The 22,843-nt window shown below is 68.9% G+C and carries 22 protein-coding genes and 1 tRNA gene; 4 read left to right on the top strand and 19 right to left on the bottom strand.

Annotated features, from left to right (window positions below; all coding sequences use genetic code 11):
- Positions 1-10: 10 nt before the first annotated feature.
- Together AB0Q90_RS40915 and AB0Q90_RS40910 are read right to left on the bottom strand one after the other, a co-directional pair.
- Positions 11-1,030 (bottom strand): sugar ABC transporter permease, encoded by a 1,020-nt coding sequence (locus AB0Q90_RS40915; RefSeq protein WP_363165710.1) that lies wholly within the window; start codon positions 1,028-1,030, stop codon positions 11-13.
- Between the two features lie 5 nt (positions 1,031-1,035).
- On the bottom strand, positions 1,036-2,355 hold the full coding sequence (locus AB0Q90_RS40910) for an extracellular solute-binding protein (protein WP_363165709.1): 1,320 nt from the start codon (positions 2,353-2,355) through the stop codon (positions 1,036-1,038).
- 334 nt (positions 2,356-2,689) lie between these two features.
- On the opposite strand from AB0Q90_RS40910, the gene AB0Q90_RS40905 reads away from it, so the two are divergent.
- The gene (locus AB0Q90_RS40905; RefSeq protein WP_363165708.1) at positions 2,690-3,745 is read left to right on the top strand and encodes a LacI family DNA-binding transcriptional regulator; all 1,056 of its coding nucleotides are present in this window, start codon (positions 2,690-2,692) and stop codon (positions 3,743-3,745) included.
- 6 nt (positions 3,746-3,751) lie between these two features.
- Here the strand turns inward: AB0Q90_RS40905 and AB0Q90_RS40900 are convergent, their stop codons facing one another.
- The 6 genes from AB0Q90_RS40900 to AB0Q90_RS40875 all read right to left on the bottom strand — a co-directional run bounded on the left by AB0Q90_RS40900 (position 3,752) and on the right by AB0Q90_RS40875 (position 7,464).
- The gene (locus AB0Q90_RS40900) at positions 3,752-4,039 is read right to left on the bottom strand and encodes a hypothetical protein (RefSeq protein WP_363165707.1); all 288 of its coding nucleotides are present in this window, start codon (positions 4,037-4,039) and stop codon (positions 3,752-3,754) included.
- Between the two features lie 57 nt (positions 4,040-4,096).
- Entirely contained in the window at positions 4,097-4,588 is a 492-nt protein-coding gene (locus AB0Q90_RS40895) for a GNAT family N-acetyltransferase (RefSeq protein ID WP_363165706.1), read from the bottom strand.
- A 75-nt stretch (positions 4,589-4,663) separates the two neighbouring features.
- A tRNA-His gene (locus AB0Q90_RS40890) sits at positions 4,664-4,736 on the bottom strand.
- Between the two features lie 115 nt (positions 4,737-4,851).
- Entirely contained in the window at positions 4,852-5,454 is a 603-nt protein-coding gene (gene orn / locus AB0Q90_RS40885; protein WP_363165705.1) for an oligoribonuclease, read from the bottom strand.
- A gap of 93 nt (positions 5,455-5,547) precedes the next feature.
- Positions 5,548-6,777, bottom strand: a complete 1,230-nt coding sequence (locus AB0Q90_RS40880; RefSeq protein WP_363165704.1) for a helix-turn-helix domain-containing protein — start codon at positions 6,775-6,777, stop codon at positions 5,548-5,550.
- 378 nt (positions 6,778-7,155) lie between these two features.
- A complete protein-coding gene (locus AB0Q90_RS40875; protein ID WP_363165703.1) occupies positions 7,156-7,464 on the bottom strand; it encodes a hypothetical protein in 309 nt (102 codons plus the stop codon).
- A 324-nt stretch (positions 7,465-7,788) separates the two neighbouring features.
- On the opposite strand from AB0Q90_RS40875, the gene AB0Q90_RS40870 reads away from it, so the two are divergent.
- Entirely contained in the window at positions 7,789-8,316 is a 528-nt protein-coding gene (locus AB0Q90_RS40870) for a universal stress protein (protein WP_188293560.1), read from the top strand.
- A gap of 150 nt (positions 8,317-8,466) precedes the next feature.
- Entirely contained in the window at positions 8,467-9,033 is a 567-nt protein-coding gene (locus AB0Q90_RS40865; RefSeq protein ID WP_363165702.1) for a GPR1/FUN34/YaaH family transporter, read from the top strand.
- Positions 9,034-9,182: 149 nt separating this feature from the next.
- On the opposite strand, the gene glmS is transcribed toward AB0Q90_RS40865, so the two are convergent.
- The 3 genes from glmS to AB0Q90_RS40850 form a co-directional block, all read right to left on the bottom strand.
- The gene (glmS, locus tag AB0Q90_RS40860) at positions 9,183-11,000 is read right to left on the bottom strand and encodes a glutamine--fructose-6-phosphate transaminase (isomerizing) (RefSeq protein WP_363165701.1); all 1,818 of its coding nucleotides are present in this window, start codon (positions 10,998-11,000) and stop codon (positions 9,183-9,185) included.
- A 12-nt stretch (positions 11,001-11,012) separates the two neighbouring features.
- Positions 11,013-11,270: a hypothetical protein gene (locus tag AB0Q90_RS40855; RefSeq protein WP_363165700.1), complete on the bottom strand. Its 258-nt coding sequence runs from the start codon at positions 11,268-11,270 to the stop codon at positions 11,013-11,015.
- Between the two features lie 75 nt (positions 11,271-11,345).
- On the bottom strand, positions 11,346-12,224 hold the full coding sequence (locus AB0Q90_RS40850) for a DUF4429 domain-containing protein (RefSeq protein WP_363165699.1): 879 nt from the start codon (positions 12,222-12,224) through the stop codon (positions 11,346-11,348).
- Positions 12,225-12,295: 71 nt separating this feature from the next.
- Here AB0Q90_RS40850 and AB0Q90_RS40845 point away from each other — a divergent pair, with 71 nt between their 5' ends.
- The gene (locus AB0Q90_RS40845; RefSeq protein ID WP_363165698.1) at positions 12,296-13,879 is read left to right on the top strand and encodes a beta-N-acetylhexosaminidase; all 1,584 of its coding nucleotides are present in this window, start codon (positions 12,296-12,298) and stop codon (positions 13,877-13,879) included.
- Between the two features lie 63 nt (positions 13,880-13,942).
- Here AB0Q90_RS40845 and AB0Q90_RS40840 read toward each other — a convergent pair whose 3' ends face one another.
- The 8 genes from AB0Q90_RS40840 to AB0Q90_RS40805 form a co-directional block, all read right to left on the bottom strand.
- On the bottom strand, positions 13,943-15,715 hold the full coding sequence (locus tag AB0Q90_RS40840; RefSeq protein ID WP_363165697.1) for an IucA/IucC family siderophore biosynthesis protein: 1,773 nt from the start codon (positions 15,713-15,715) through the stop codon (positions 13,943-13,945).
- Complete coding sequence (locus AB0Q90_RS40835; protein WP_363165696.1) at positions 15,712-16,263, bottom strand: GNAT family N-acetyltransferase; 552 nt, start codon at positions 16,261-16,263, stop codon at positions 15,712-15,714. The genes AB0Q90_RS40840 and AB0Q90_RS40835 overlap by 4 nt, the downstream gene beginning before the upstream one ends.
- On the bottom strand, positions 16,260-17,537 hold the full coding sequence (locus AB0Q90_RS40830) for a SidA/IucD/PvdA family monooxygenase (RefSeq protein WP_363165695.1): 1,278 nt from the start codon (positions 17,535-17,537) through the stop codon (positions 16,260-16,262). The genes AB0Q90_RS40835 and AB0Q90_RS40830 overlap by 4 nt, the downstream gene beginning before the upstream one ends.
- A complete protein-coding gene (gene desA, locus AB0Q90_RS40825; protein WP_363165694.1) occupies positions 17,521-18,963 on the bottom strand; it encodes a lysine decarboxylase DesA in 1,443 nt (480 codons plus the stop codon). Before desA ends, AB0Q90_RS40830 begins: the two co-directional genes overlap by 17 nt.
- 211 nt (positions 18,964-19,174) lie before the next feature.
- The gene (locus AB0Q90_RS40820; protein ID WP_363165693.1) at positions 19,175-20,029 is read right to left on the bottom strand and encodes a siderophore-interacting protein; all 855 of its coding nucleotides are present in this window, start codon (positions 20,027-20,029) and stop codon (positions 19,175-19,177) included.
- Positions 20,030-20,070: 41 nt separating this feature from the next.
- Complete coding sequence (locus AB0Q90_RS40815; protein ID WP_363165692.1) at positions 20,071-21,117, bottom strand: ABC transporter substrate-binding protein; 1,047 nt, start codon at positions 21,115-21,117, stop codon at positions 20,071-20,073.
- A gap of 123 nt (positions 21,118-21,240) precedes the next feature.
- Positions 21,241-22,152, bottom strand: coding sequence for a hypothetical protein (locus AB0Q90_RS40810; RefSeq protein ID WP_363165691.1), 912 nt, complete (start codon positions 22,150-22,152; stop codon positions 21,241-21,243).
- A 5-nt stretch (positions 22,153-22,157) separates the two neighbouring features.
- Positions 22,158-22,592: a hypothetical protein gene (locus AB0Q90_RS40805; RefSeq protein WP_363165690.1), complete on the bottom strand. Its 435-nt coding sequence runs from the start codon at positions 22,590-22,592 to the stop codon at positions 22,158-22,160.
- Positions 22,593-22,843 lie beyond the last annotated feature (251 nt).

The following is a 22,843-nucleotide window of genomic DNA, read 5'->3' as shown; positions in this document are numbered from 1 at the left end:
GGCCGGTCTCCTAACTACTGGCGCGCAGCCGGCGCGAGATGACGTAGTTGACGATCCCGATCACGATGAGGATCAGGAACATCGTCCAGGCGATCGCGGAGGCGCGGCCCAGGTGCTGGTTGACCCAGCCCTGCTCGTACAGGTACAGGCCGAGCGTCTGGAACTGGTGCTCGGGTCCCCCGGAGGCGCCCTTGTTCGCGTCGAACAGCAGCGGCTCACCGAACAGCTGGGAGGCGCCGATGGTCGACACGACGACCGTGAACAGGATCGTCGGGCGCAGCGAGGGCAGCGTGACATGGAAGAACTGCTGCCAGCGGCTGGCACCGTCGAGCGCCGCCGACTCGTACAGGTCCTGCGGGATCGCCTGCATCGCGGCCAGGTAGATGAGCGCGTTGTAGCCGGTCCAGCGCCAGATGACGATCGTGGAGACCGCGATCTGGGAGGCCCATGTGTCGTTCTGCCAGTCGATGTTGTCGATCCCGACGGCACCCAGCGCCCAGTTGATCATGCCGTAGTCGCGGCCGAACAGCAGCACGAAGACCAGCGAGGCGGCGGCGATCGAGGTCGCGTACGGAGCGAGCATGACGACCCGGTAGAAGGTCGAAGCGCGCAGCTTGTAGTTGAGGATGTGCGCGATGCCCATCGCCATCATCAGCTGCGGAACGGTCGAGATGATGCCGATCGTCAGCGTGTTCTGCGCCGCGTTCCAGTAGAAGTCGTCGTCGAAGATCCGCGTGTAGTTGCGCAGACCCACCCACTCCATGTCGGTGGGCGCGGTCAGCTCCACCTGGTGCAGCGAGGCCCAGCCCGTGTAGACGAGCGGGAACAGGCCGAACGCCAGGAACAGCAGGAAGAACGGCGAGACGAAGGCGTACGGACTCCAGCGCACGTCCCGCTGCCAGCGGCGGGACAGCCTCGACCGGCGCCGCCGCTCCTGCTCGGTGACCGGACCCCCGCCGGACGGGCGGCCCGGGGCCGCGCCCCCCTCCTTTGCGGGGGACGCGGCGGCGGTGTCGTGCCCAGTGCTCATCCGGGTCACTGGTCCAGGGCGTTGTCGATGGTCTTGACGGCGTTGTCCCAGGCGTCCTTGGCGGACTTGCCCTGGGTCACCAGGACCACACCGTTGTCGGTCAGACCCTGCTGGATGATCTGGTCCTTCGGGCCGATCGTCTGGACCGGGATGTTCTCGGCGGCCTGCGCGAAGATCGTGCCGATCGGCGCGTCACCGGTCATGTCGTTCTTGGCGCTGGTCACCTCGGTCGACTCGTACGCGGCCGGGGTGGACGGGAAGCTGCCCTGCACACCGAAGAGCTTGGCCTGCTGCTCGGGAGCGGTCAGCCAGGCGGCCAGCTTCGCGGCCTCCTCCGCGTTCTTGCCGGACTTGGGCACGGTCAGGAAGGAGCCGCCCCAGTTGCCGGACTGCGGCGCCTGGGCGATGTCCCACTTGCCGGCCGCCTCGGGCTTCGACTTGCCCTTGATGTAGCCGAGCATCCACGGCGGGCAGGACATCGCGGCGAACTTGCTGTTGGCGATCGTGGTGTCCCAGGCGGGCTGGAACTGCGTCTGGTTGCCGATCAGTCCGGCCTCGGCGGCCTCGGCGGTGAGGTCGAACGCGGACTTCACGGCCGGGTTCGTCTTGTAGATGACCTCGCCGGAGGAGTCGTAGAAGCGGTCCTTCTCACCGCTGAGGATGGCCTGGAGCAGACCGCCGGGGGAGTCCAGGAAGGTGGTGCTCTTGCCGGCCTTCGCCTGGTAGTCCTTGCCGACCTCGACGAACTTCTCCCAGCTGCCGGCCCACAGCTTGCCGACTTCCTCGCGGTCGGTGGGCAGCCCGGCCTTCTGGAAGAGGTCCTTGCGGTAGCAGATGGCCATCGGGCCGACGTCGGTGCCGACACCGATCGTCTGGCCGCCCTCAGTGGTGGCCTGCTCCCACTTCCACTCCAGGTAGTCGCTCTTCTTGCCGTACTTCGACAGGTCGAGCAGCTTGTCGGACTGGGTCTGGACGATCTCGGCGATATTGCCGACCTCGACCATCTGGATGTCCTGGAGGCCGCTGTTGGTGGTGAGGTGGTTGAGCAGGGCCGGGTAGTAGTTCTCGTTGCGCTCGACGACGGTCTGCTGGATGTCGATCTCCGGGTGGAGCTTCTCGTACTCCTTGTAGAGACCGGACTCCTCGAAACCGGCCGTGCCGAACAGACCAAGGGTGATCTTGGTCTTGCCGCCGCCACCGCCGTCCGACGTGGAGCTGTCGTCGTCGTTGCCGTCGTCGGCACAGCCGGCCAGCAGCCCGGCGCCCAGCGACGCCACCGCCGCGAGGACAACCGCCTTGCGGCGGATTCGGGTACGTGCTCGCATTGCGTCCTCCTGTTGCCCTGACGTGCCGACCCCCCGGCCAACTGCATTGTTGGGCCCGTTAGTTCTCGCTGCGGCTCGGGCGGGGAACGTGCGGGATGTGTATGTGTCAGGTACCGTGGGAGCGCTCCCACAAGTGATGTGTTGAAGAGTCGTCGGTCCGGGCGGGGGTGTCAAGGGCATGGGAGCGGAGAGATGCGTTCAGTTATCGGGCTGTTAACTGGATGAGGGCGGGGCCGTGGTGACGCCGGCAGCAGCACCCGGGGAAAGGTCACACTCCCGCACGGGACTGTTAAATTCCAGGCCAGGGACAGGACAACGGCGAAAGGCGGAGCCCATGGCAAGCCACGGAGCGCGGGGCCGGAGCGGTGGGCGTCCCACCCTCGAAGAGGTCGCCGCGCGCGCCGGTGTCGGGCGGGGCACCGTCTCCCGGGTGATCAACGGCTCGCCCCGGGTCAGCGACGCCACCCGTGCCGCCGTGGAGGCGGCGGTCGCCGAGCTCGGCTACGTCCCGAACACGGCCGCCCGCGCGCTGGCCGCCAACCGCACCGACGCGATCGCCCTGGTCGTTCCCGAGCCGGAGACCCGATTCTTCTCCGAGCCGTACTTCTCGGACATGCTCAAGGGCGTCGGCGCCGAACTGTCCGACACCCAGATGCAGTTGCTGCTGATCTTCGCGGGCAGCGACCGGGAGCGGCAGCGCCTGGCCCAGTACCTGGCCGCGCACCGCGTGGACGGCGTCCTGCTGGTCTCGGTGCACGCGGACGACCCGCTGCCCGACCTGCTGGCCCAGCTGGAGATACCGGCCGTGATCAGCGGCCCGAGATCCGCCGCCGAGACCCTCACCTCGGTCGACTCCGACAACTACGGCGGCGCCCGGCAGGCCGTCGAGCACCTGCTCTCCCGCGGCCGCCACGCCATAGCCCACATCACCGGACGCCTCGACGTGTACGGCGCCGCGCGCCGCGTCGACGGCTACCGCGACGCCCTGCGCGATGCGGGCCAGACGGTGGACGAGCGGCTGATCGAGCCGGGTGACTTCACCGAGGAGGGCGGCCGGCGCGCGATGACCGCGCTGCTGGAGCGCCGTCCCGGCCTGGACGCGGTCTTCGCCGGCTCGGACGTGATGGCGGCGGGCGCCCGCCAGGTGCTGCGCGAACAGGGCCGCCGTATCCCCGACGACGTGGCGCTCGTCGGCTACGACGACTCCGCCATCGCCCGCCACATGGACCCGCCGCTCACCAGCGTGCGCCAGCCCATCGAGGAGATGGGCCGCAGAATGATCGACCTGCTGCTGGAGGAGATCGCCGACCGGCGTCCCGCGGTGTCCCGGGGCCTGGAGCGGCGCCAGGTCGTCCTGGCCACCGAGCTGGCGGAGCGGGCCTCGTCCTGAGCTTCGTCAGCGGTGCCAGCCGCGCCGGGGGCGCCGCCCCGGCCGTTCCGTGTGGTGGGTGATCAGCCAGGCGGCGCCCAGCAGGACGATGCCCGCCAGCCAGACGAGGACCACCAGCCAGGTGCCGGTCGTGCTGCCGGGGTCGGTGGCCTCCCGGCACAGGTCCCCGACGCAGGTCCCGCTGTCGTCCTCGGCCGCGTCCAGCTCGACCACGAGCCACAGCAGCATCGCCAGATTGAACGCCAGGACCAGCCACGTCAGCAGCCGCCACCCAGGAATCCGCCGCGACCCCATGACGAGCCTCCCAGCCTCATGACCGGCTCATAAGCCGACGATACGCCTCACCTGGGGCTATGACCCCAGCAGCCAGCGGACCTCGCCGTCCTGCCGCTCCTCGGTCGGTATCAGACCGGCGGCCTGTGCGACTGCCGCCGAGGCCGTGTGGTCGGGGTGGATGTGGGCGATCACCGCGGGCGCGCCCGGCCGGCCGGTGAGCCAGGCGACGAGCGCGCGGGCCGCCTCCGAGGCCAGTCCGCGCCCCTGCCAGGGGGTGCCGACGACCCAGGCGATCTCGGCGGCGCCGGTGGTGACGGTGGCCTGGACGTAGCCCACCAGGCAGGCCTCCGCCCGCAGCCGCAGTACCCAGTTGCACCAGGAGACGGCCGGGTCCGGGGAACCGGCGACAAGGCGCTCGTAACGGGCGTGCAGGGCCTCGGGGGTGTCAGGGGTGCCGCCGATGAAGGTGTGCAGCGCCGGGTCGGCCAGTACGGCGGCCATCTCCTCGGCGTGCTCGACGCGCAGCGGTTCGAGGTCGAGGCGCGGGGTGTGCAGAGGTTCGATCATTTCCCGGAGCGTACGCGGCGGCCCCGTAACGCAATCAGCCGGTGACCTCATCGAGGTCACCGGCTGATTACTCAGGGTGAGTGACGGGACTCGAACCCGCGGCATCCTGGACCACAACCAGGTGCTCTACCAGCTGAGCTACACCCACCATGACCGGCGGTTCGCCTTGGTGGTTTTCCGACCGGCCGAGAAAAAGTGTACAGGGTCCGAAGGGGTGCTCGCGCCCGCCTTTTCCGGGGCCCCGTTCCGGGCCCCTCGCGCGGCTACTGAGCAGGCAGGACGTACTTCGCGGCGATGCCCTTGGCGGTCTCGGAGTCGGGGCCGGGCTGGGGCACGAAGACGGCCTCGCGGTAGTACCGCAGTTCGGCGATCGACTCACGGATGTCGGCGAGGGCGCGGTGGTTGCCGTTCTTCTCGGGGCTGTTGAAGTACGCCCGCGGGTACCAGCGGCGGGCCAGCTCCTTGATGCTCGACACGTCCACGATCCGGTAGTGGAGGTAGTCCTCCACGGTCGGCATGTCCCGCAGCAGGAAGCCGCGGTCGGTGCCGACGGAGTTGCCGCACAGCGGGGCCTTGCCGGGTTCCTTGACGTGCTCGCGGACGTAGGCGAGGACCTGCGCCTCGGCGTCCGCCAGTGTCGTACCGGAGGCGAGCTCGTCGAGCAGGCCGGACGCGGTGTGCATCTCGCGCACCACCTCCGGCATCGTCTCCAGCGCGGAGTCCGGCGGACGGATGACGATGTCCACGCCCTCGCCCAGGATGTTCAGCTCGGAATCGGTGACGAGGGCGGCCACCTCGATGAGCGCGTCGTCGGACAGCGAGAGGCCGGTCATCTCGCAGTCGATCCACACCATGCGATCGTTCATGCGACCACCCTACGGCTGACGTCGCCTTCCGTGGTGCCCCGAGTCGACGCCGGAACGCCGGGCGGGCCTGTCGGCCCGCCCGGCGTCACCAGGTCACGTTCCGCTGCGCTGGCCGGGCAGGCTCGCCCGGCTCCCGGCGTAGGCCTCACGGCCGTGCTCCGCGGCCGTCGCCAGCGACGTGGCCGACGGGCCGACCGCGCCGGCCGCCGCGGTGCGGCGGGTCTGGAGCGGGACCGGACCCTCGGGGTGCAGCGTGGGCGTCGGGCCGGGGGCGGTGTCGGCGTCCGCCGTCGGCCGGTCGCTCTGCGGTCGGCGGGCCCGGTACGCCGCCCGGTAGGCGGCGGGCGACGAGCCCAGCTGGCGGCGGAAGTGCCCGCGCAGCGCCACCGGCGAACGGAAGCCGCAGCGGCCCGCGACCTCGTCCACCGAGTAGTCCGACGTCTCCAGCAGGCGCTGTGCCTGCAGCACCCGCTGCGTGATCAGCCACTGGAGCGGGGCCGAACCCGTCAGCGAGCGGAAGCGGCGGTCGAAGGTGCGGCGCGACATGTATGCGCGCGCGGCCAGCGTCTCCACGTCGAACTGCTCGTGGAGGTGCTCCAGCGCCCAGGCGACGACCTCGGCGAGCGGGTCGGCGCCGATCTCCTCCGGTAAAGACCGATCGAGGTAGCGCTCCTGACCGCCCGATCGGCGCGGGGGCACCACCAGGCGGCGCGCCAGGGCGCCGGCCGCCTCGTTGCCGTGGTCCGTCCGCACGATGTGGAGGCAGAGGTCGATGCCCGCCGCCGTGCCCGCGGACGTCAGTACGTCTCCGTCGTCCACGAAGAGTTCGCGCGGATCCACGTGCACCGACGGATAGCGCTTGGCCAGCGTCGGCGCGTACATCCAGTGTGTGGTCGCGGGGCGGCCGTCCAGCAGGCCCGCCGCGGCGAGGACGAAGGCGCCGGTGCACAGCCCGACGATGCGGGCGCCTTCCTCGTGCGCCCGCCGCAGTGCGTCGAGCGCCTCCTCGGGCGGTGGCGAGGTGATCGAACGCCAGGCCGGCACGACGACCGTGCCCGCCCGTGAGATCGCCTCCAGGCCATGTGGCGCGGTGAGTTCCAGGCCCCCCGTGGTCCGCAGCGGGCCTTCCTCGCCGCCGCACACCAGCAGGCGGTAGCGCGGCACGCCGGCGTCCTGGCGGTCGATGCCGAACACCGACAACGGTATGGAACTCTCGAAGATGGGGCCGCCGCTGAACAGCAGCACCGCGACGATCTCCTTGCGACGTCGCCCGGAAAGCTTCCGGGCCGCGGCTTCCGGCGCGGCAGTGGAGTCGTGGCTCATACTGCTAAGCCCCCCTCGGTGGTCGCGGCTCCTCGGTTGTGTCGCTCCTGCACGTTTCCCCTCGGTCCTGCACGAGTCCCCCGCCGTAAGACAGTCAAGATCGAATCTACTGTGTCCCGTGGTGCCGGGATGACCAGTTCAGCACCCGGCACATTGTCGACTTGGCAACTTGGCGTGAAGCATTCGATCACGAAGCGTTGCACTCACGGGCCGTGCAGGGAAGTGCGCCTTGTCGCAGTGGCCAATCCACGTAGGGTGCGCAGGGCTCTGCGACCCCTTTCCGTGCAGGTGGAACGGGGGTTGGGGGGTGGTTCGGCCACGGGATGCACGGTGGCCAGAAGTTGGCTGAAAAGAAGCGTCCGAGGGCATGGAAACCGGTCAACCGACCGGTGTATTTCCTCCGGAGTGGCGTCCCCCTCGGTGAGACCCCGTTCCGGTCCTGTGCCGGCGGCCCCGATGGGGCGCGTGCGCCGAGTGTTCCTCGGCGAGGAGGCGGGCCGCACCGCGCTCGGACCGGCGCAGCAGAACGCGGCACACCGCGGTGACGGCGGCGAGCCCCAGCGCGGTGCCGGTGGCACCGGCCAGCGAGGTGCCGTACCAGAGGAGGACGACGGGGACGAGGACGCAGCTGAAGGCCGCCCAGCGGACCACGTCGGTGGTGGTGTCCTGGGGCTGCTGTCCGGACATTGCGTGCTCCCGGTGTCGGTGGCTCACCGGGATCAACGCGTGTTCGAGCGGTCGGTCACTGTGCCGTCCGGCCGTTCGCCTGCGGGGACCGAGCGCCACCGGTATGTGAATCCTGTGCGAACCGCCTGTACAACGCAGCAACCATTGCGTTACGGGCGCCCCCTCGTGCATGCTCCCTGGAACCCCCGCAGAGCGAATGCGGGATCTGGGCTAAGGAGGCGTGCCGCCGTACCCTTGGGGGTATGGGGTTGGGAAGATGATTCCCGGACACAGCTCCGCCGCACCCTGTCGTCCCCACACAAGGATTACAACGCCGAGACAGCCATGGCCGGTCACGAATTCTTCGAACCCGCGGACCGCAAGCGGCCCGTCGCCGACCCCACGGCGGCCGAGCCCCTGGCGGCGGAAGAGCCACGACGCTCCTGCGATCCCGCCTTCAAGCACGGTGTCGTCGTCGGCTTCGACGGCTCCACCTCCAGTGAGCGCGCCCTCGCCTACGCGATCGGCATGGCTCATCGCTCCGGCTCGGGCCTGATCATCGTGCATGTCGCCAACCGGCTGCCCACCACGGTGTGGGCGGGCTGCGAGCCGCCGGTCTTCGTCGACGTACCGGATCACCGCACCGAGGTGCTGGGCCTTGAGCTCGCCTGTGCGGAGTACCTCTCCGAGGTGCCGTGGATCCTCGTCGAGCGCGGCGGCGACATCTGCCACGAGCTCGAAGAGGTCGGGCGGGAGTACGAAGCGGACGCGATCGTCGTCGGCTCCACGCACGGCATCGTCGGGCGGATCTTCGGCTCCGTCGCCGGGCGGCTCGCCAAGCGGGCGCAGCGGCCTGTCGTTGTCATTCCGTAACTCGCCGTTCTCCCTGGTGAGATGCGCCGTGGGTACCGCGGACACCCTTTGTGCAGCGCATAAATCTACTGGCGCGTAGAGGTGTTTGTGCCTTTGTGAAGGGCATATATCGCTCACCGCACAACTGCACATGCATGAAGGGAGCCCGCCGTGGACAACGACGTCTCTGCGGGAAGCGGAATCACTACCGTGGTCGGCCGACTCGCCCTGGGCATCACCCTGTTGGCCTTCGGGCTGGGGTACACCGAAGTGATCGACGGGGTCTCGGCCGCTGACGCCGTATCAATCGCCCAGTACGTGGGTGGAGTTGCCCTCTTCGTCGCCGGCTTGATGGCCTTCAGGGACCGCGACAACGCCTCCGGTACGGCCTTCACGGCGCTCGGCGCGCTGTGGTTCACCTGGGCCGTCTCGGCCGACGTGCAGGTCTCCGCCAACGCGGCCGGACTGTTCCTGCTGTTGTTCGCCCTCGTGGCGCTGTCCCTGACTCTCGCCGGTGGTGACCAGCTCGGGCAGGGCGCGTACGGGCTGTTCTTCGTCTCCCTCGTGCTCCTGGCGATCGCGATGTTCGCCGAGAACGACGGGCTTGCGAAGGTGGGCGGCTGGTTCGCCGTCGCGGCGGGCGCGGTTGCCTGGTACGCGGCGACCGCGGCGATGGCCCACTGGCCGACGGTGCTTCCGAAGCGTGCTGCGGGCCGGGGGGTGACGGCCACCGGTTAGCTGCGCGGGCTGGGGGGTTGGGCGGCTCCCCGGCGACAGAGACGGCCCCCCGCGTGACTGGTGGCATCACGTGGGGGGCCGTCCTGTATGAGGGGCCTCTGCGGGTGGTTCGTGGTTGCTCGCGCAGTTCCCCGCGCCCCTAAGGGCACCTACTCGACCGTTACCGACTTGGCGAGGTTCCTCGGCTTGTCGATGTCCCGGCCCAGGGCCAAAGCCGTGTGGTAGGCGAGGAGTTGGAGGGGGATGCCCATCAGGATCGGGTCCAGCTCGTCCTCGTTCTTGGGGACGACGATGGTCTGGTCGGCCTTCTCCTGGGGCTGGTGGGCCACCGCGAGGATCTTGCCGCTGCGGGCCTTGATCTCCTCCATGGCGGCGCGGTTCTTCTCCAGCAGGTCGTCGTCGGGGACGATGGCGACCGTCGGGAGCGCGGGCTCGATGAGGGCCAGCGGGCCGTGCTTCAGCTCCGAGGCGGGGTAGGCCTCGGCGTGGATGTAGGAGACCTCCTTGAGCTTCAGGGAGGCCTCACGGGCCACCGGGTAGCCCCGGACGCGGCCGATGAAGAGCATCGAGCGGGCGTCGGCGTACAGCTTGGCCAGCTTCTCGATCTCCGCCTCCTGCTCCATGATCTCGGCGATCTGGGCGGGCAGCTTCCGCAGACCCTCGATGATCCGCTTGCCGTCGCGGACGGACAGGTCCCGGGTGCGGCCCAGGTGCAGGGCGAGGAGGGCGAAGGCCACCGTGGTGTTCGTGAAGCACTTCGTCGAGACGACGCAGACCTCCGGGCCCGCGTGGACGTAGATGCCGGCGTCCGCCTCGCGGGCGATCGCCGAGCCGACCACGTTCACGATGCCGAAGACCCGCGCGCCCTTGCGCTTCAGCTCCTGCACGGCGGCGAGGACGTCGTACGTCTCACCGGACTGGGAGACGGCCACGTAGAGGGTGTCGGGGTCGACGACCGCGTTGCGGTAGCGGAACTCCGAGGCCGGCTCGGCGTCGGCCGGGATACGGGCCAGCTCCTCGATCATCTGGGCGCCGATCATGCCCGCGTGGTACGAGGTGCCGCAGCCGAGGATCTTGACGCGGCGGATCTGGCGGGCCTCGCGGGCGTCCAGGTTGAGGCCGCCGAGGTGCACGGTGGAGAAGCGGTCGTCGATCCGGCCGCGCAGGACGCGGTCCACGGCCTCGGCCTGCTCGTGGATCTCCTTGTGCATGTACGTGTCGTGGCCGCCCATGTCGTAGGAGGCGGCCTCCCACTCGACGGTGGTGGGCTCCGACGTCGTACGGGTGCCCTCCGTCGTGTACGTGCGGAAGTCGTCGGCCTTGAGGGTGGCCATCTCGCCGTCGTCGAGGGTCACTATCTGCCGCGTGTGGGTGACCAGGGCGGCGATGTCCGAGGCGACGAACATCTCCTTCTCGCCGATGCCGAGGACGACCGGGGAGCCGTTGCGGGCGACGACGATGCGGTCGTTGAAGTCGGCGTGCATCACGGCGATGCCGTAGGTGCCCTCGATGAGGCGCAGGGTCTCGCGGACCTTGTCCTCCAGCTTGGGCGCCTGGGAGCGGGCGATGAGGTGGACGAGGACCTCGGTGTCGGTCTCGGAGAGGAACTCGACGCCGTCCGCCTCCAGCTTGCGGCGCAGGTCGGAGGCGTTGTCGATGATGCCGTTGTGGACGACGGCGACCTTGAGGTCGGCCGACATGTGCGGGTGGGCGTTGACGTCGGAGGGGGCGCCGTGGGTGGCCCAGCGGGTGTGGGCGATGCCGGTGGTGCCCTTGAAGCGCGCCGGGACCTTGGCCTCCAGGTCGCGGACCCGGCCCTTGGCCTTGACCATCTTCAGGCCGGCCGCCTTCGGCGAGCTGACCACGACGCCGGCCGAGTCGTACCCGCGGTACTCCAGGCGCTGAAGGCCTTCGAGCAGCAGCGGGGCCACGTCACGCTTGCCGATGTATCCGACGATTCCGCACATATAGGGGTATTCCTAGCCGTAGACGATCCGGCGCAGCTGCCTGAGCGTGAGCTCCGGCGGTGCCACCGCCCGGTATTTCAGGTCCGCCTCGATCCGTTCGAAGATCGTCGCGTTCACCAGGCCCTGGGCCTGGAGCTCGCGGTGGCGGCGACGGACGAACTCCTCGGTCGTCTCGTCGAAGTAGGCGAGCACGTCCTGGACCACCCGCAGCGCCTCGCCCCGGCTCAGGGGCGTGGACCGCGTCAGATGATCAAGAAGTTCGTCGTGCACCCGGTAGATCCTGGAGTAAGGGGGAGGCTTTTGCAAGAATCCTGCCCGATTCCGGGCAGGAGCGTGTCCGGTGGGTCACATACGCTTCAGAATCGCCCGCTTGGCCATCGTGAACTCCTCGTCCGTCAGCACCCCCGTGCGAAGCAGTTCGCCGAGCTCGCGCAGCCGGCGCAGCAGCGCGTCGTGATCGTCCTCGGGGGCGGGCGGCAGCGGGCGCGCGTCCTGCGCCTGCTGTACGTCGGTGGCGGCGGCCGCGGCCGGATGCGGCAGGCGGGCCTGGACGGCCGCCGCGACCAGGGCCATCAGCGGGTCCTTCTTGAAGCCCCACAGCTCCACGGCGTTCGGGTCGTACTTCGGCGGCGCCTTCGTCGGGGCGTTGCGCACGGTGAAGCGGAGGTGGCCGTTGTCCAGGCCGGCCGCCGGATGCCACTCCACGGCGACGACATCGGGGATCCGGAGGGTGCGCGGGCCCGCGGCGGCCTTGGCGTCCTCCGTCTTCCAGTTCCACTCCAGCCGGATGTGCTCGCCGTCGAAGGTCGCGGTGCCGTCCCCGGCGGAGACGGAGAGCGGCACGGACGGGCCCGGCAGTAGATACTCGTCCACCGGGTCGGCCGGAACCTGGTCCAGGAGCAGGGAGTTGCGGACTTCGTCCGTGAAGTACTCGGCGACGCCGTAGCGGTCGGACTCCACGATCAGCTGGTAAGGGTCGTGGGGCTCGGTGAGCCGGCCGCCGGTGGCGTGCAGCAGGGGGTCGGCGCCGTCGCGCAGCCGCAGTCTGAGCCGCCCGGTCTTCTTGCCCTGCTCGAACGAGACACCCGCCAACGCGCCCAGCGGGACCACGAGTTCGCCGAGGGTCTTGCGAAGGAGGCTGACGTTCTTGTCCCTTCCCGGTGTCAGCCGCAGGGCGTCCCCGTCAAAGACCCAGGTGCCGTCCTTCTGGATGATTTCCGCCATGAGGGTGATTGTTTCATCGGTCACGCGAGAGAGTGGTCTGTACCTATCGGAGCTCACCGAAGGGACCGACTGTGAGACAGCGCCACAGAACGCTTCGCCTTCTCGGTTCGCTGCTGCTCGTCGCCGCGGCCGGCGTCTCCACCACGGGTGCGATACCCGCCGGTTCGGGGCCTGCCGCGATCCCGCTCGACCGGGTGATCCCCGCCCCGGCCTCCGTCACCCCGGGCGGCTCCCCGTACCGCATCACCGACGCCACCCGTATCCGCGTCGACGACTCGCGTGACGTCCGCCGGATCGGGGAGTACCTCGCGGACATCCTGCGGCCCTCGACCGGGTACCGGCTGCCGGTCGCCACGCGGGGTCCGGGCGGCATTCAACTCCGCTTGGTCAGCGGGGAGTTCGGGAACGAGGGCTACCGCCTGGACAGCAACCACCGGAACGTCACGATCAGCGCCGGCTCCCCTGCCGGGCTCTTCCACGGCGTCCAGACCCTGCGCCAGCTCCTCCCGGCCGCCGTCGAGAAGGACTCGGTGCAGCCCGGCCCCTGGCTGGTCGCGGGCGGCACGATCAAGGACACCCCGCGCTACGGCTGGCGCGGCGCGATGCTCGACGTCTCCCGGCACTTCTTCACCGTCGACCAAGTCAAGCGGTACGTCGACCAGTTGGCGCTCTACAAGCTCAACAAGCTGCATCTGCATCTGAGCGACGACCAGGGCTGGCGGATCGCGATCGACTCCTGGCCGCGGCTCGCGACGTACGGGGGCTCGACCCAGGTCGGCGGCGGTCCCGGCGGCTACTACACCAAGGACGACTACAAGGAGATCGTCCGCTACGCCGCCTCCCGCCACCTGGAGGTCGTCCCCGAGATCGACATGCCCGGCCACACCAACGCAGCGCTCGCCTCGTACGCCGAGCTGAACTGCGACGGGGTCGCGCCGCCGCTGTACACCGGGACCGAGGTCGGCTTCAGCTCGCTGTGCGTGCCGAAGGAGATCACGTACGACTTCGTGGACGACGTGGTGCGGGAGATCGCGGCGATCACGCCCGGGCGGTATCTCCACATCGGCGGCGACGAGGCGCACTCCACCGCGCACGAGGACTATGTGAAGTTCATGGACCGGGTGCAGCCGGTCGTCGCCAAGTACGGCAAGACGGTGGTGGGTTGGCATCAGCTGACCGGGGCGAACCCCTCGCGGGGGGCCGTTGCGCAGTACTGGGGGCTCGACGGGACCAGTGCGGAGGAGAAGGCGCAGGTCGTTGCGGCGGCGCGGGGTGGGACGGGGATCGTTCTCTCGCCCGCCGACCGGATCTACCTCGACATGAAGTACGACGAGAGGACTCCGCTGGGGTTGTCCTGGGCGGGGTATGTCGAGGTGCGGCGGTCCTACGACTGGGATCCCGGCAACTACCTTGCGGGTGCGCCTGCTTCGGCGATCCGGGGGGTCGAGGCGCCGCTGTGGACGGAGACCGTGGTGACCTCCGAGCACATCGAGTACATGGCGTTCCCGCGGGTGGCGGGGGTGGCCGAGCTGGGGTGGTCGCCGGCGGGCGCGCTCGGCTGGGACGGGTACAAGGTGCGGCTTGCCGCGCAGGCTGAGCGGTGGGAGGCGCTGGGGATCGGGTATTACAGGTCGCCGCAGGTGCCCTGGCAGTGAATCGGCTGCACTGACGGGCACCCGGGGGACCGTACCCCGGGTGCCCGTCAGTCCGTGCGGGGCCTACAGGCCCGCGATCGGGTTCTTCAGCGTGCCGATCAGTTGCAGTGCCCCCGCCGGGTCCGCGAGGTCCACCATCTGCTTGTTGTTGCGCAGTTGGAGGCGGTTGAGGCAGGACAGGGCGAACTCGGGGGCGAACATGTCGTACTGCTTGAACTTGTCGGCCAGTTCGGGCACCGAGTGCTGGTAGTCGCGGGTCACCTCCGCGACCGTGCGCCAGAAGTCGTCCTCGGTCAGGACTTCCTCGGCGGCGAGGTTCGCGGCGAGGAAGCGGAAGAAGCAGTCGAAGACGTCCGTGAAGATGGAGAGGAGCTTCTTGTCCTCGGGGACGTCCACGCGCAGGCGCTCGACCGTCGGCGGGAGTACCGCGTCCGGGTCCATGACCGCGATCTCCTCGGCGATGTCCTTGTAGATCGCGCGTTCCACGACGCCGTCCTTCAGGACGAGGATGACGTTCTCGCCGTGCGGCATGTAGACGAGGTCGTAGGCGTAGAAGCTGTGCAGGAGGGGGGTGTAGTACGCCTTCAGGTAGCGGCGCAGCCACTCCGTGGGGGTCAGGCCCGACTGGGCGATCAGCGCGCCCGCGAGGCTCGCGCCCTCGTGGTCGACGTGCACGAGCGAGGCCATGGTGGCCAGTGACTCGCCGTCCTGGAGGGAGGCCACCGGGCTCTCCCGCCACAGCGCGGCCAGCATCTTGCGGTACGGCGAGTAGCGGTCGGTCGCCGCCTCGTACTCCAGGTGCCGGTAGCCGACGGCGGCCCGCTCGCGGATGATCGACAGGCCCGTGTCCTTCAACACCGGGTCGTTGTCGATGAGTTGCGCGAGCCAGTCGTTGATGGCCGGGGTGGCCTCCATGTACGCCGCCGAAAGGCCGCGCATGAAGCCCATGTTGATGACGGACAGGGCCGTCTTCACATAGTGCTTCTCGGGGCTGGAGGTGTTGAAGAAGGTCCGGATGGACTGCTGGGCCAGGTACTCGTCGTCGCCCTCGCCGAGGCAGATCAGGTGGCCGCGGGCGACCTCGGCGGCGAAGGTGACGGTGAGCTTGTTCCACCACTGCCAGGGGTGGACGGGGATGAGGAGGTGGTCGGCGGGGTCGAGGCCCCGGTCGCGCAGGATGTCGTGGAAGCGCTCGACCGTCGCCTCGCCCAGCTCGTCGCGGACGAAGCTCTCGTACTCGATGCCGACGCCCGCCGTGAAGGCCGCCCGGTCGCGGTGGGCGGCCAGCCACACCAGTCGGACCGGGCTCGCGGTCTCCGGGGCGTACGACAGGTACTCGTGAATGCCGAAGCCGAGCCGGCCGTTGTTGGCGACGAAGCAGGGGTGGCCCTCGGTCATGCCGGTCTCGATGGCCTGGAAGCCGCTCCTGGCGAGTTGGGCGACCGGGGTCTGCGGCTTGGTGAGCTTGTAGCAGGTGCCGGAGAGGGTGGAGGAGATCTCCTCCAGGTAGACCGGCAGGATCTCGTCGCTCAGGCCCAGCGCCGTCTTCAGCTCGATGAAGAAGTCCAGGGCGGCGAGGGGGAGGTCGACGCCGTCTCGGTGACGGGAGATCGAGTCGGCGTCGACCTGCCAGTGGTCGAGGGCGCGGCGGACGGCGCTGAACCGGTAGCGGGTCAGACCGTCGTCGCTGCGGACCTCGAAGCGGCCGTCGGCGAGAGCCTCCGGCGTGATGAGCCGCTCGTGCGCGAACTCGGCGAGGGCCTTGCGGATGAGCAGGCGGTTGGCCTTCTCCCAGCGCTCGGGGGAGAGGTGGGCCACGGAGTCGGCGAGGCTCATGCGGTCACCGCCGTGGCCGCAAAGAACTGCTCTCGGGTGCAGAAGCTCAGCAACGCCATCTTCTCCGGCTTCTGGATCTCGCGCTCGGGCACGAATCCGACTGCTTCGTTCAGGGCGTGGACGGCCTTGTTGGACACGTCCGGTTCGACGACGACGCGCTCGACGGCCGGGTCCTCGAAGAGGTGTGCCATCACGGCCGTGATGACGGCCCGGGTGAAGCCGCGCACGGGCCGGTCGGTGGGCGGCGTCAGGAAGTGCATGCCGATGTCACCGGGCCGCGGTTCGTACAGGCCGACCAGTTCGCGGTGGGCGGGGTCGTACTTCTCCATGAGGAAGGCGGGGGCGCCGTGATCGTCGAGGCCCAGCAGGGCGTGGTGGTGCTCGTCGGCCGCGATCTCCATGTAGGCGCGTTCGACGTCCTCCAGTTTGGCGTCCTGCATCATCCAGAAGGCGGCCTTGGGGTGGGTGACCCAGGCGTGCAGCAGCTCGGCGTCCTTCAGGGGGTCGAGGGGGCGGAAGGTGAAGGTGCCCATGTCTGTGGTGCTCATACGGCGAACTCCTGGAACGCGATGGTCTTCTCGACCGGGTAGTACTCGCTGCCGAGCAGCTCGCGGATGATGTAGCTGTTGCGGTAGGCGCCCATGCCCAGGTCGGGGCTGGTGATGCTGTGCGTGTGCACGCCGGCGTTCTGGAGGAACACACCGCGGCCGGTCACGTCGATCGCGTAGTTGCGGGCGACGTCGAAGCTGCCGTGGGCGTCGCGCACCAGGCGGTCCTGGACCGGGGCGAGGAACTCGGGCTCGGCGTAGGCGTAGCCGGTGGCCAGGACCAGGCCCTGGGACTCGATCTCGTAGTCCTTCTCCTGCTCCTCCTGGCGGAAGGAGAGCGTGTACGTGCCGTTCTCGTACCGCGCGCTGTTGAGGGAGGAGTTGGTGAGCAGACGGGTGGGGACCGGGCCGCCGAGGTTCTTCTGGTAGAGCAGGTCGAAGATCTCGTTGATCAGGTCGCCGTCGATGCCCTTGAACAGGCCCTTCTGCTGGGCGGTCAGCCGGTAGCGGGTGTCCTCCGGCAGGGCGCGGTAGTAGTCGACGTACTCCGGCGAGGTCATCTCCAGCGTGAGCTTGGTGTACTCCAGCGGGAAGAAGCGCGGGGAGCGGGTGACCCAGTTCAGCCGGTAGCCGTGGACGTCGATCTCGGCGAGGAGGTCGTAGTAGATCTCGGCGGCGGACTGGCCGGAGCCGACGATCGTGATCGAGTCCTTCTTCTGGAGCTCCGCCTTGTGCTGCATGTAGCGGGAGTTGTGGAAGAAGTCGCCGCCCAGGCCCTCGACGGCCTTCGGGTAGTGCGGGGAGGTGCCGGTGCCGAGGACCAGGTGGCGGGCGCGGTAGACCTCGCCGGCCTCGGTCCGTACGACGTACAGCTCGTCCTCGTACGTCACCTCGCTGACCGTCGTACTGAAGCGGACGCTGCTCAGTCTGTTCGCGGCCCAGCGGCAGTAGTCGTCGTACTCGACCCGCAGCGGGTAGAAGTTCTCGCGGATGTAGAACGAGTAGAGCCGGCCTTTCTCCTTCAGGTAGTTCAGGAAGGAGTACGGCGAGGTCGGGTCGGCGAGGGTGACCAGGTCCGACATGAACGGGGTCTGGAGGTGGGCGCCTTCCAGGAACATGCCGGCGTGCCACTCGAAGTCCGGCTTCGACTCCAGGAAGACTCCGTCGAGTTCGGCGATCGGCTCGGTGAGGCAGGCGAGGCCCAGGTTGAACGGGCCGAGCCCGATGCCCACGAAGTCGTAGGTCTTGCTCGTGGATTCAGGAAGCGCGGTCAAGGGACTCTCCCAGGTACTGCTCGGCGTGGCCGGCGATCAGGTCGAGGACGGCGGCCATGTCGGCCGTGGTGGTCTCGGGGTTGAGCAGGGTGAACTTCAGGTAGTGGCGGGCGCCGACCTTGGTGCCGGCGACCACCGCGTCGCCGGAGGCGAACAGGGCCTTGCGGGCGTAGAGGTTGGCGCGGTCGATCTCGGCCGGGTCGGTGACGGCGGCCGGGATGTAGCGGAAGACCAGGGTGGACAGGCTCGGCTCGACGACGACGTCGAAGCGGGGGTCGGCGGCGAGCAGCTTCCAGCCCTCGGCGGCCAGGTCGACGACCTCGTCGAAGAGCTGTCCGATGCCGTCGGCGCCCATCACGCGCAGCGTCATCCACAGCTTCAGCGCGTCGAAGCGGCGGGTGGTCTGGAGGGACTTGTCGACCTGGTTGGGGATACGTTCCTGCACCATCCGGCGCGGGTTGAGGTACTCCGCGTGGTAGGTAGCGTGCCGCAGGGTGGCGGCATCGCGGACCAGGACGGCCGAGGAACTCACCGGCTGGAAGAAGGACTTGTGGTAGTCCACGGTGACCGAGTCGGCGCGCTCGATGCCGTCGATCCGGCCGCGGTACTTCACGGAGGCGAGCAGGCCGCAGCCGTAGGCGGCGTCCACGTGCATCCAGGCGCCGAACTGCTCGCACAGCTCGGCGATTTCGGGCAGCGGGTCGATGGAGCCGAAGTCGGTGGTGCCCGCGGTGGCGACGACGGCCATGGGGACGAGGCCGTCCTGCTTGCAGCGCTCCAGCTCGTGGGCGAGCGCGACGGTCTGCATGCGCTTGTCGTGGTCGACGGGGAGGGAGACCACGGCGTCGGCGCTCAGACCGAGCAGTTTCGCGGACTTCTTGACGCTGAAGTGGCTGACCTCGGAGGCGAAGATACGCAGTTTGGCGAGGTCGTCGGTCTTCGCCTCCTCACGGGCCAGCAGCAGCGCCTGGAGGTTGGACTGGCTGCCCCCGGAGGTGAACACACCGTCGGCGGCCGGGCCGAGGCCGATGCGCGCGGTCGTCCAGTCGATGAGCTTGCGCTCGATGAGGGTGCCGCCGGCCGACTGGTCCCAGGTGTCCAGGGAGGAGTTGACGGCGGAGAGGATCGCCTCGCCGAGCACGGCCGGGATGACGACCGGGCAGTTGAGGTGGGCGAGGTAGCGGGGGTGGTGGAAGTAGATCGCGTCCCGGAGGTAGACGTCCTCCAGCTCGTCGAGGACCGCGGCGGTGTCGTACAGCGGCTTGTCGAGGTCGATCGCGTCGATGGTGGGGGCGAGGGCGTCGACCGTGACGCCGGTGAACGGGCTGTCGGTGGTGGCGAGTTTGGCGGCCACCCGCTCTATTCCTTCGGTCACGGAGCGGCGGTACTGCTCCGCGGTCGTGTCATTGAGCAGGTGCGAGCGCATGGGGGGTCCTCCGGTGGGGACGGTCCGTGAGGGACGGGAGAGGGGGCCGCGTCCGTTACTTAGGTTAGCCTAACCTAAGTAACGCGGGTGAAACGCGGCATCAACCGTGACTACCGTCACTCCGGCCGCAGTTGTCACGGACGGCACAGCAATCGCCGCCGTACACACGGGTGTTGACCGTGCATACGACGGCGGTTTCGGCGGGCGGGCGCTACTCCTGCTCGCGCAGTTGCTCCTCGGTGAGCCCCTGGCGCCAGTAGCCGACGAAGGTGACCCGACGGCGGTCGATGCCGCGCTCGTTCACGAAGTGACGGCGCAGCTCCTTCACACAGCCGGACTCGCCCGCGATCCAGACGTACGGCCGCTCGGCGGGCGGCAGTTCCGCCGTGCGCAGGGCTTCGAGGGCCATGGGGGACCCCTCGTCGCCCCGGTCCTCACGGACCAGCCAGTTGATCTGGGCGTCGGCCTCGGTCACCAGGTCCTGGATGTCCCCGGCGTGGTGCACTTCCAGCCACACCCGGGCGCGGGTGCCGGCCGGCAGCTGCTCGACGATCGCGGAGGCCGCGGGTACGGCCGTCTCGTCGCCCCAGACGACCACGAGATCGGTGTCCGCGGGCGGCCGGAACCGGATCGCCCGGTTGTCCGCCACGGCCGGCCCGATCAGCAGGACCCGGTCACCGGCGGCGGCGTCCGCCGCCCACCGGGAGGCGGGACCGGCCGGAACGGCGGCACCCGGCTCGACCCCGTGCAGGACGAAGTCGATGTCGATCTCGTCGGGGTCGCGCCGCAGCGCACGCAGGGTGTACGAGCGCATCACCGCCCGTACGTCCTCCGGGAGATCCCGCCAGCCCTGCCACCAGCCGTCACCGAGCTCGATCGGAACGACCGGCGCTTCCTGCCCCGGGTGCGGCAGGAACAGCGACAGCGACTGGTCGCACCCGTCGGAGTGGAAGTCGCGCAGCTCGTCCCCGCCGAAGGTGACCCGCACCAGAGACGGACCGAGCCGCCTCGTCCGTACGACCTGGAGAGAGAAGAAACGGAACGCGACGGCTACGGCGGTAGTCATGAGTGCTCCTGAGTGAGCTTCAGGGGACCGGGGTCAGGGGGTCAGCCGACCTTCTTGGCGTTCTCGATCGCCTCGGCCAGGTTCTCCAGCAGCGGCGTGCACTTGTCGTACGACAGGATCGGCTCGGGCGAGCGGGCGATGACCTGGCCGGCCTTCACCGCGGGGAGCTTCTTCCAGGTGGCCTCGGTGATGTCGGCCGGCTGGATGGTCGAGGAGCGGTCGTCCATGATGATGATGTCCGCGTCGTACTTGTCGACGTTCTCCCAGCTCAGGCTCTCGAACCAGCCGCCGGTCGCTTCCTTGGCCTTCTCCGAGGGCTCGACGAAGTTCACGCCGAGGGCCTTGAAGTACTCAAGGTCGATGGAGAAGTTGGTGCCGGAGACGTAGAAGAGCTCGGCGCTGGCGGAGCCGGCCATCACCTTGATCTCGGGCTTGGCCTTGGCGGCGGCGCGCAGCCGGGCCGCGGCCTCCTCGAACTTCTTCTTGGCCTGGACGACCTTGTCGGCCTTCATGTCGGCGCCGAGCGACTCGGCCAGCTCCCACATGCGCTGCAGCGGCTCGGCCATCTGGCGGTCGAAGACGGAGATCGCGGCGCTCGGGGCGAGCTTGGCGATCTTGTCCTTGGACGCCTCGGGGACGTACCAGAGGGTGCCGGCGTCGTCGAAGGTGGTGGTGAGCAGGACGTCGGGCGCGAGGGCCGCGTACTTCTCGACGTTGAACTGGTCCCACACGTTGCCGAGGATGGTGACCTTGCTGATGTCCATGTCGCCGGCCTGGACGTCGGCCTTGCCGTCGGTGGTCTTGGTCGGGCCGAAAACGCCCTTGACCGAGATGCCGTAGTCGTACAGGGCGGCCGCGACGCCGGTGAACGCGACGATGTTCGCGGGCGCCTTGTCGAGCTTCACGGTCGTGCCGCGGTCGTCCTTGAACGTCCACGGGCCGGACTTCGCGGCGGCAGTCTCCTCGCCCGAGCCACCGCTTTTCGCTTCGTCGTCTCCGCAGGCTGCGAGCACGGCACCGAGGCCGAGGGCGCCGCCCGCGGCAAGCACGCCGCGGCGGGTGAGGTGGGTGGCGCTGGCGTTGGACATGGCGTGGCTGCTTTCGAACAGGGCGGAGCGTCCGCCGGGCAATTCGAAGGTAGGTTAGCCTAACCTCAGCGCTTGTCCAGAGGTGGGGGTGTGTGTGATCATCACCACGACGGCGGGGAGGGCCTAGCCCTCGGCGACGATACGGCGAGCCGCCTCCACCTTCTTCCGGTGGGCCGTGAGCAGCTTTTCCAGAGAGTCGGAGTTCTTTTCGATATCCGCTTTCTGGAGGGCGGATTCGGCCTTGAACCAGATGTCGAGCAGGTCGGTCTTCTCCTTGCAGCGCACATCCGTGCGTGCGATCTCCTTCTCCTTCGCGGAGATCTCCTCGCCCTGGAATGCCTTGTTGTTCGCCGGTTCGAGCGGAGACGCGTAAGGGAATCCGGAACTCCGCATGCAGGCGGACCATTTCCGGAACCCTTCCTTGACCGACGGATCGGTCAGTGAATCCTCATAGCTCCGGGTGGAGATGGTGCGGGCGATCTGCGCCGCCTCCGGGGCGTCGTACTTCTTCTCCAGTTGCGCGACCGACTGGCCGAAGCAGCCGTTCTCCGGCACCTCTTTGCCTTTGTAGACGACCTTTTCGGTACTGCCCGGCTCCGCGCCCCGGTTTCCGTAGAACACCCGCAAGGCGTCCTCGGGCAGGTCGGGTCCGGCCGGCAGAGGGCCGATGTCGGGGTGGTAGCCGAGGCGTGCCGCCTCGCTCGCGCTCGACAGCCCGTAGCGGCGGTCGGCGGGCAGGGAGGTCTCGGTCTCCTGCTTCGGGGGCTCGTACGCGATCCCGAACGTGCGCAGACAGCGCTTGGTCAGGACCTGCTGCGCGGACTCGATCGCGGCGGCCTCGTCGGCGGTGTAGCTGTAGCGGGCGATGGGCAGCCGGTCGACAAAGGTGACCTGCGGCTTTGCCGCGGTGCTGCCCGATGGGGCGGGAGTCTTGGCGGCCTCGGCCGGGCCGCCGCCCTCGCCCGAACCGCTCCCGGAGGAGCAGCCGAGCAGGGCGGCGGCCAGGGCCAGGCACGCGGGTGCCAGGCGTCGCACGCGGATCAGAACTTGTAGCAGTCGCCGTCGTAACGGCCGTACCCGAAGGAGGCGTTCTCGTTGTACGTGTTCTTCAGCTGGTACGCCGAGCCGAACTCCGGGAGGGCGTCACAGGCGCCCTGGAGGCTGCTGTTGAAGTAGATCACCAGGTTGTAGGGGGCCATGTTGACCGCGGAGGCGGCATTGTTCTTGACGGGCTGGCCCTTTCCGGCACCGTCGGAGAGGAACGTGTAGCCGTTCAGGCTGTAGTGGTCGAAGCCCCGGAATACGGTGCGGGAACCGGCATAGCCGGTGTTGTAGTGGAAGCGCATGCAGTACGTCTGGGAATCGGGACAAGTGAGCCCCGCGTCGGCATTCGACTGAGGGGCGACTCCGAGCACCAGCCCCGCCGTGGCGGTGGCGGTCACACCGAGGGAAGCGAACGTTCGGCTCAAACGCATGGCAGAACTCCTGTGTTGGTCAGACACGGATGGAGCGGCGCGCCAGTATTTCTCGCCGCGTGAGCCGGATGATCGTAACCCCCCTTGTTTCGTAAGGGAATTGACATTCCTGCTGTGGCACAAGCTGACGGAGGGACATCCGAGACTATGTCGTCAGACACGGCAGCTGTAGTTCTGGCGTCCATGCTGGTCAGCGGCTATGGGGGCGGGGGCGGGCATGGGTACGGCCACCATGATCATGAACGTTTGTG

It is taken from the genome of Streptomyces sp. NPDC079141, assembly GCF_040686775.1.
GTDB lineage: Bacteria > Actinomycetota > Actinomycetes > Streptomycetales > Streptomycetaceae > Streptomyces.
The sequence above is the reverse complement of the archived record's forward strand: the minus strand, read 5'-3'. Positions and strand labels throughout refer to the sequence as shown.

What these genes read in the sequence shown, in the direction of transcription:
- AB0Q90_RS40875 (WP_363165703.1), bottom strand. Translation starts at nt 7,464, where the DNA reads ATGTCCGGACAGCAGCCCCAGGACACCACCACCGACGTGGTCCGCTGG.
- glmS (WP_363165701.1), bottom strand. Translation starts at nt 11,000, where the DNA reads ATGTGCGGAATCGTCGGATACATCGGCAAGCGTGACGTGGCCCCGCTG.
- AB0Q90_RS40870 (WP_188293560.1), top strand. Translation starts at nt 7,789, where the DNA reads ATGGCCGGTCACGAATTCTTCGAACCCGCGGACCGCAAGCGGCCCGTC.
- AB0Q90_RS40880 (WP_363165704.1), bottom strand. Translation starts at nt 6,777, where the DNA reads ATGAGCCACGACTCCACTGCCGCGCCGGAAGCCGCGGCCCGGAAGCTT.
- AB0Q90_RS40815 (WP_363165692.1), bottom strand. Translation starts at nt 21,117, where the DNA reads ATGTCCAACGCCAGCGCCACCCACCTCACCCGCCGCGGCGTGCTTGCC.
- AB0Q90_RS40835 (WP_363165696.1), bottom strand. Translation starts at nt 16,263, where the DNA reads ATGAGCACCACAGACATGGGCACCTTCACCTTCCGCCCCCTCGACCCC.
- AB0Q90_RS40805 (WP_363165690.1), bottom strand. Translation starts at nt 22,592, where the DNA reads ATGCGTTTGAGCCGAACGTTCGCTTCCCTCGGTGTGACCGCCACCGCC.
- AB0Q90_RS40905 (WP_363165708.1), top strand. Translation starts at nt 2,690, where the DNA reads ATGGCAAGCCACGGAGCGCGGGGCCGGAGCGGTGGGCGTCCCACCCTC.
- AB0Q90_RS40850 (WP_363165699.1), bottom strand. Translation starts at nt 12,224, where the DNA reads ATGGCGGAAATCATCCAGAAGGACGGCACCTGGGTCTTTGACGGGGAC.
- AB0Q90_RS40910 (WP_363165709.1), bottom strand. Translation starts at nt 2,355, where the DNA reads ATGCGAGCACGTACCCGAATCCGCCGCAAGGCGGTTGTCCTCGCGGCG.
- orn (WP_363165705.1), bottom strand. Translation starts at nt 5,454, where the DNA reads ATGAACGATCGCATGGTGTGGATCGACTGCGAGATGACCGGCCTCTCG.
- AB0Q90_RS40915 (WP_363165710.1), bottom strand. Translation starts at nt 1,030, where the DNA reads ATGAGCACTGGGCACGACACCGCCGCCGCGTCCCCCGCAAAGGAGGGG.
- AB0Q90_RS40840 (WP_363165697.1), bottom strand. Translation starts at nt 15,715, where the DNA reads ATGAGCCTCGCCGACTCCGTGGCCCACCTCTCCCCCGAGCGCTGGGAG.
- AB0Q90_RS40900 (WP_363165707.1), bottom strand. Translation starts at nt 4,039, where the DNA reads ATGGGGTCGCGGCGGATTCCTGGGTGGCGGCTGCTGACGTGGCTGGTC.
- AB0Q90_RS40895 (WP_363165706.1), bottom strand. Translation starts at nt 4,588, where the DNA reads ATGATCGAACCTCTGCACACCCCGCGCCTCGACCTCGAACCGCTGCGC.
- AB0Q90_RS40820 (WP_363165693.1), bottom strand. Translation starts at nt 20,029, where the DNA reads ATGACTACCGCCGTAGCCGTCGCGTTCCGTTTCTTCTCTCTCCAGGTC.
- desA (WP_363165694.1), bottom strand. Translation starts at nt 18,963, where the DNA reads ATGCGCTCGCACCTGCTCAATGACACGACCGCGGAGCAGTACCGCCGC.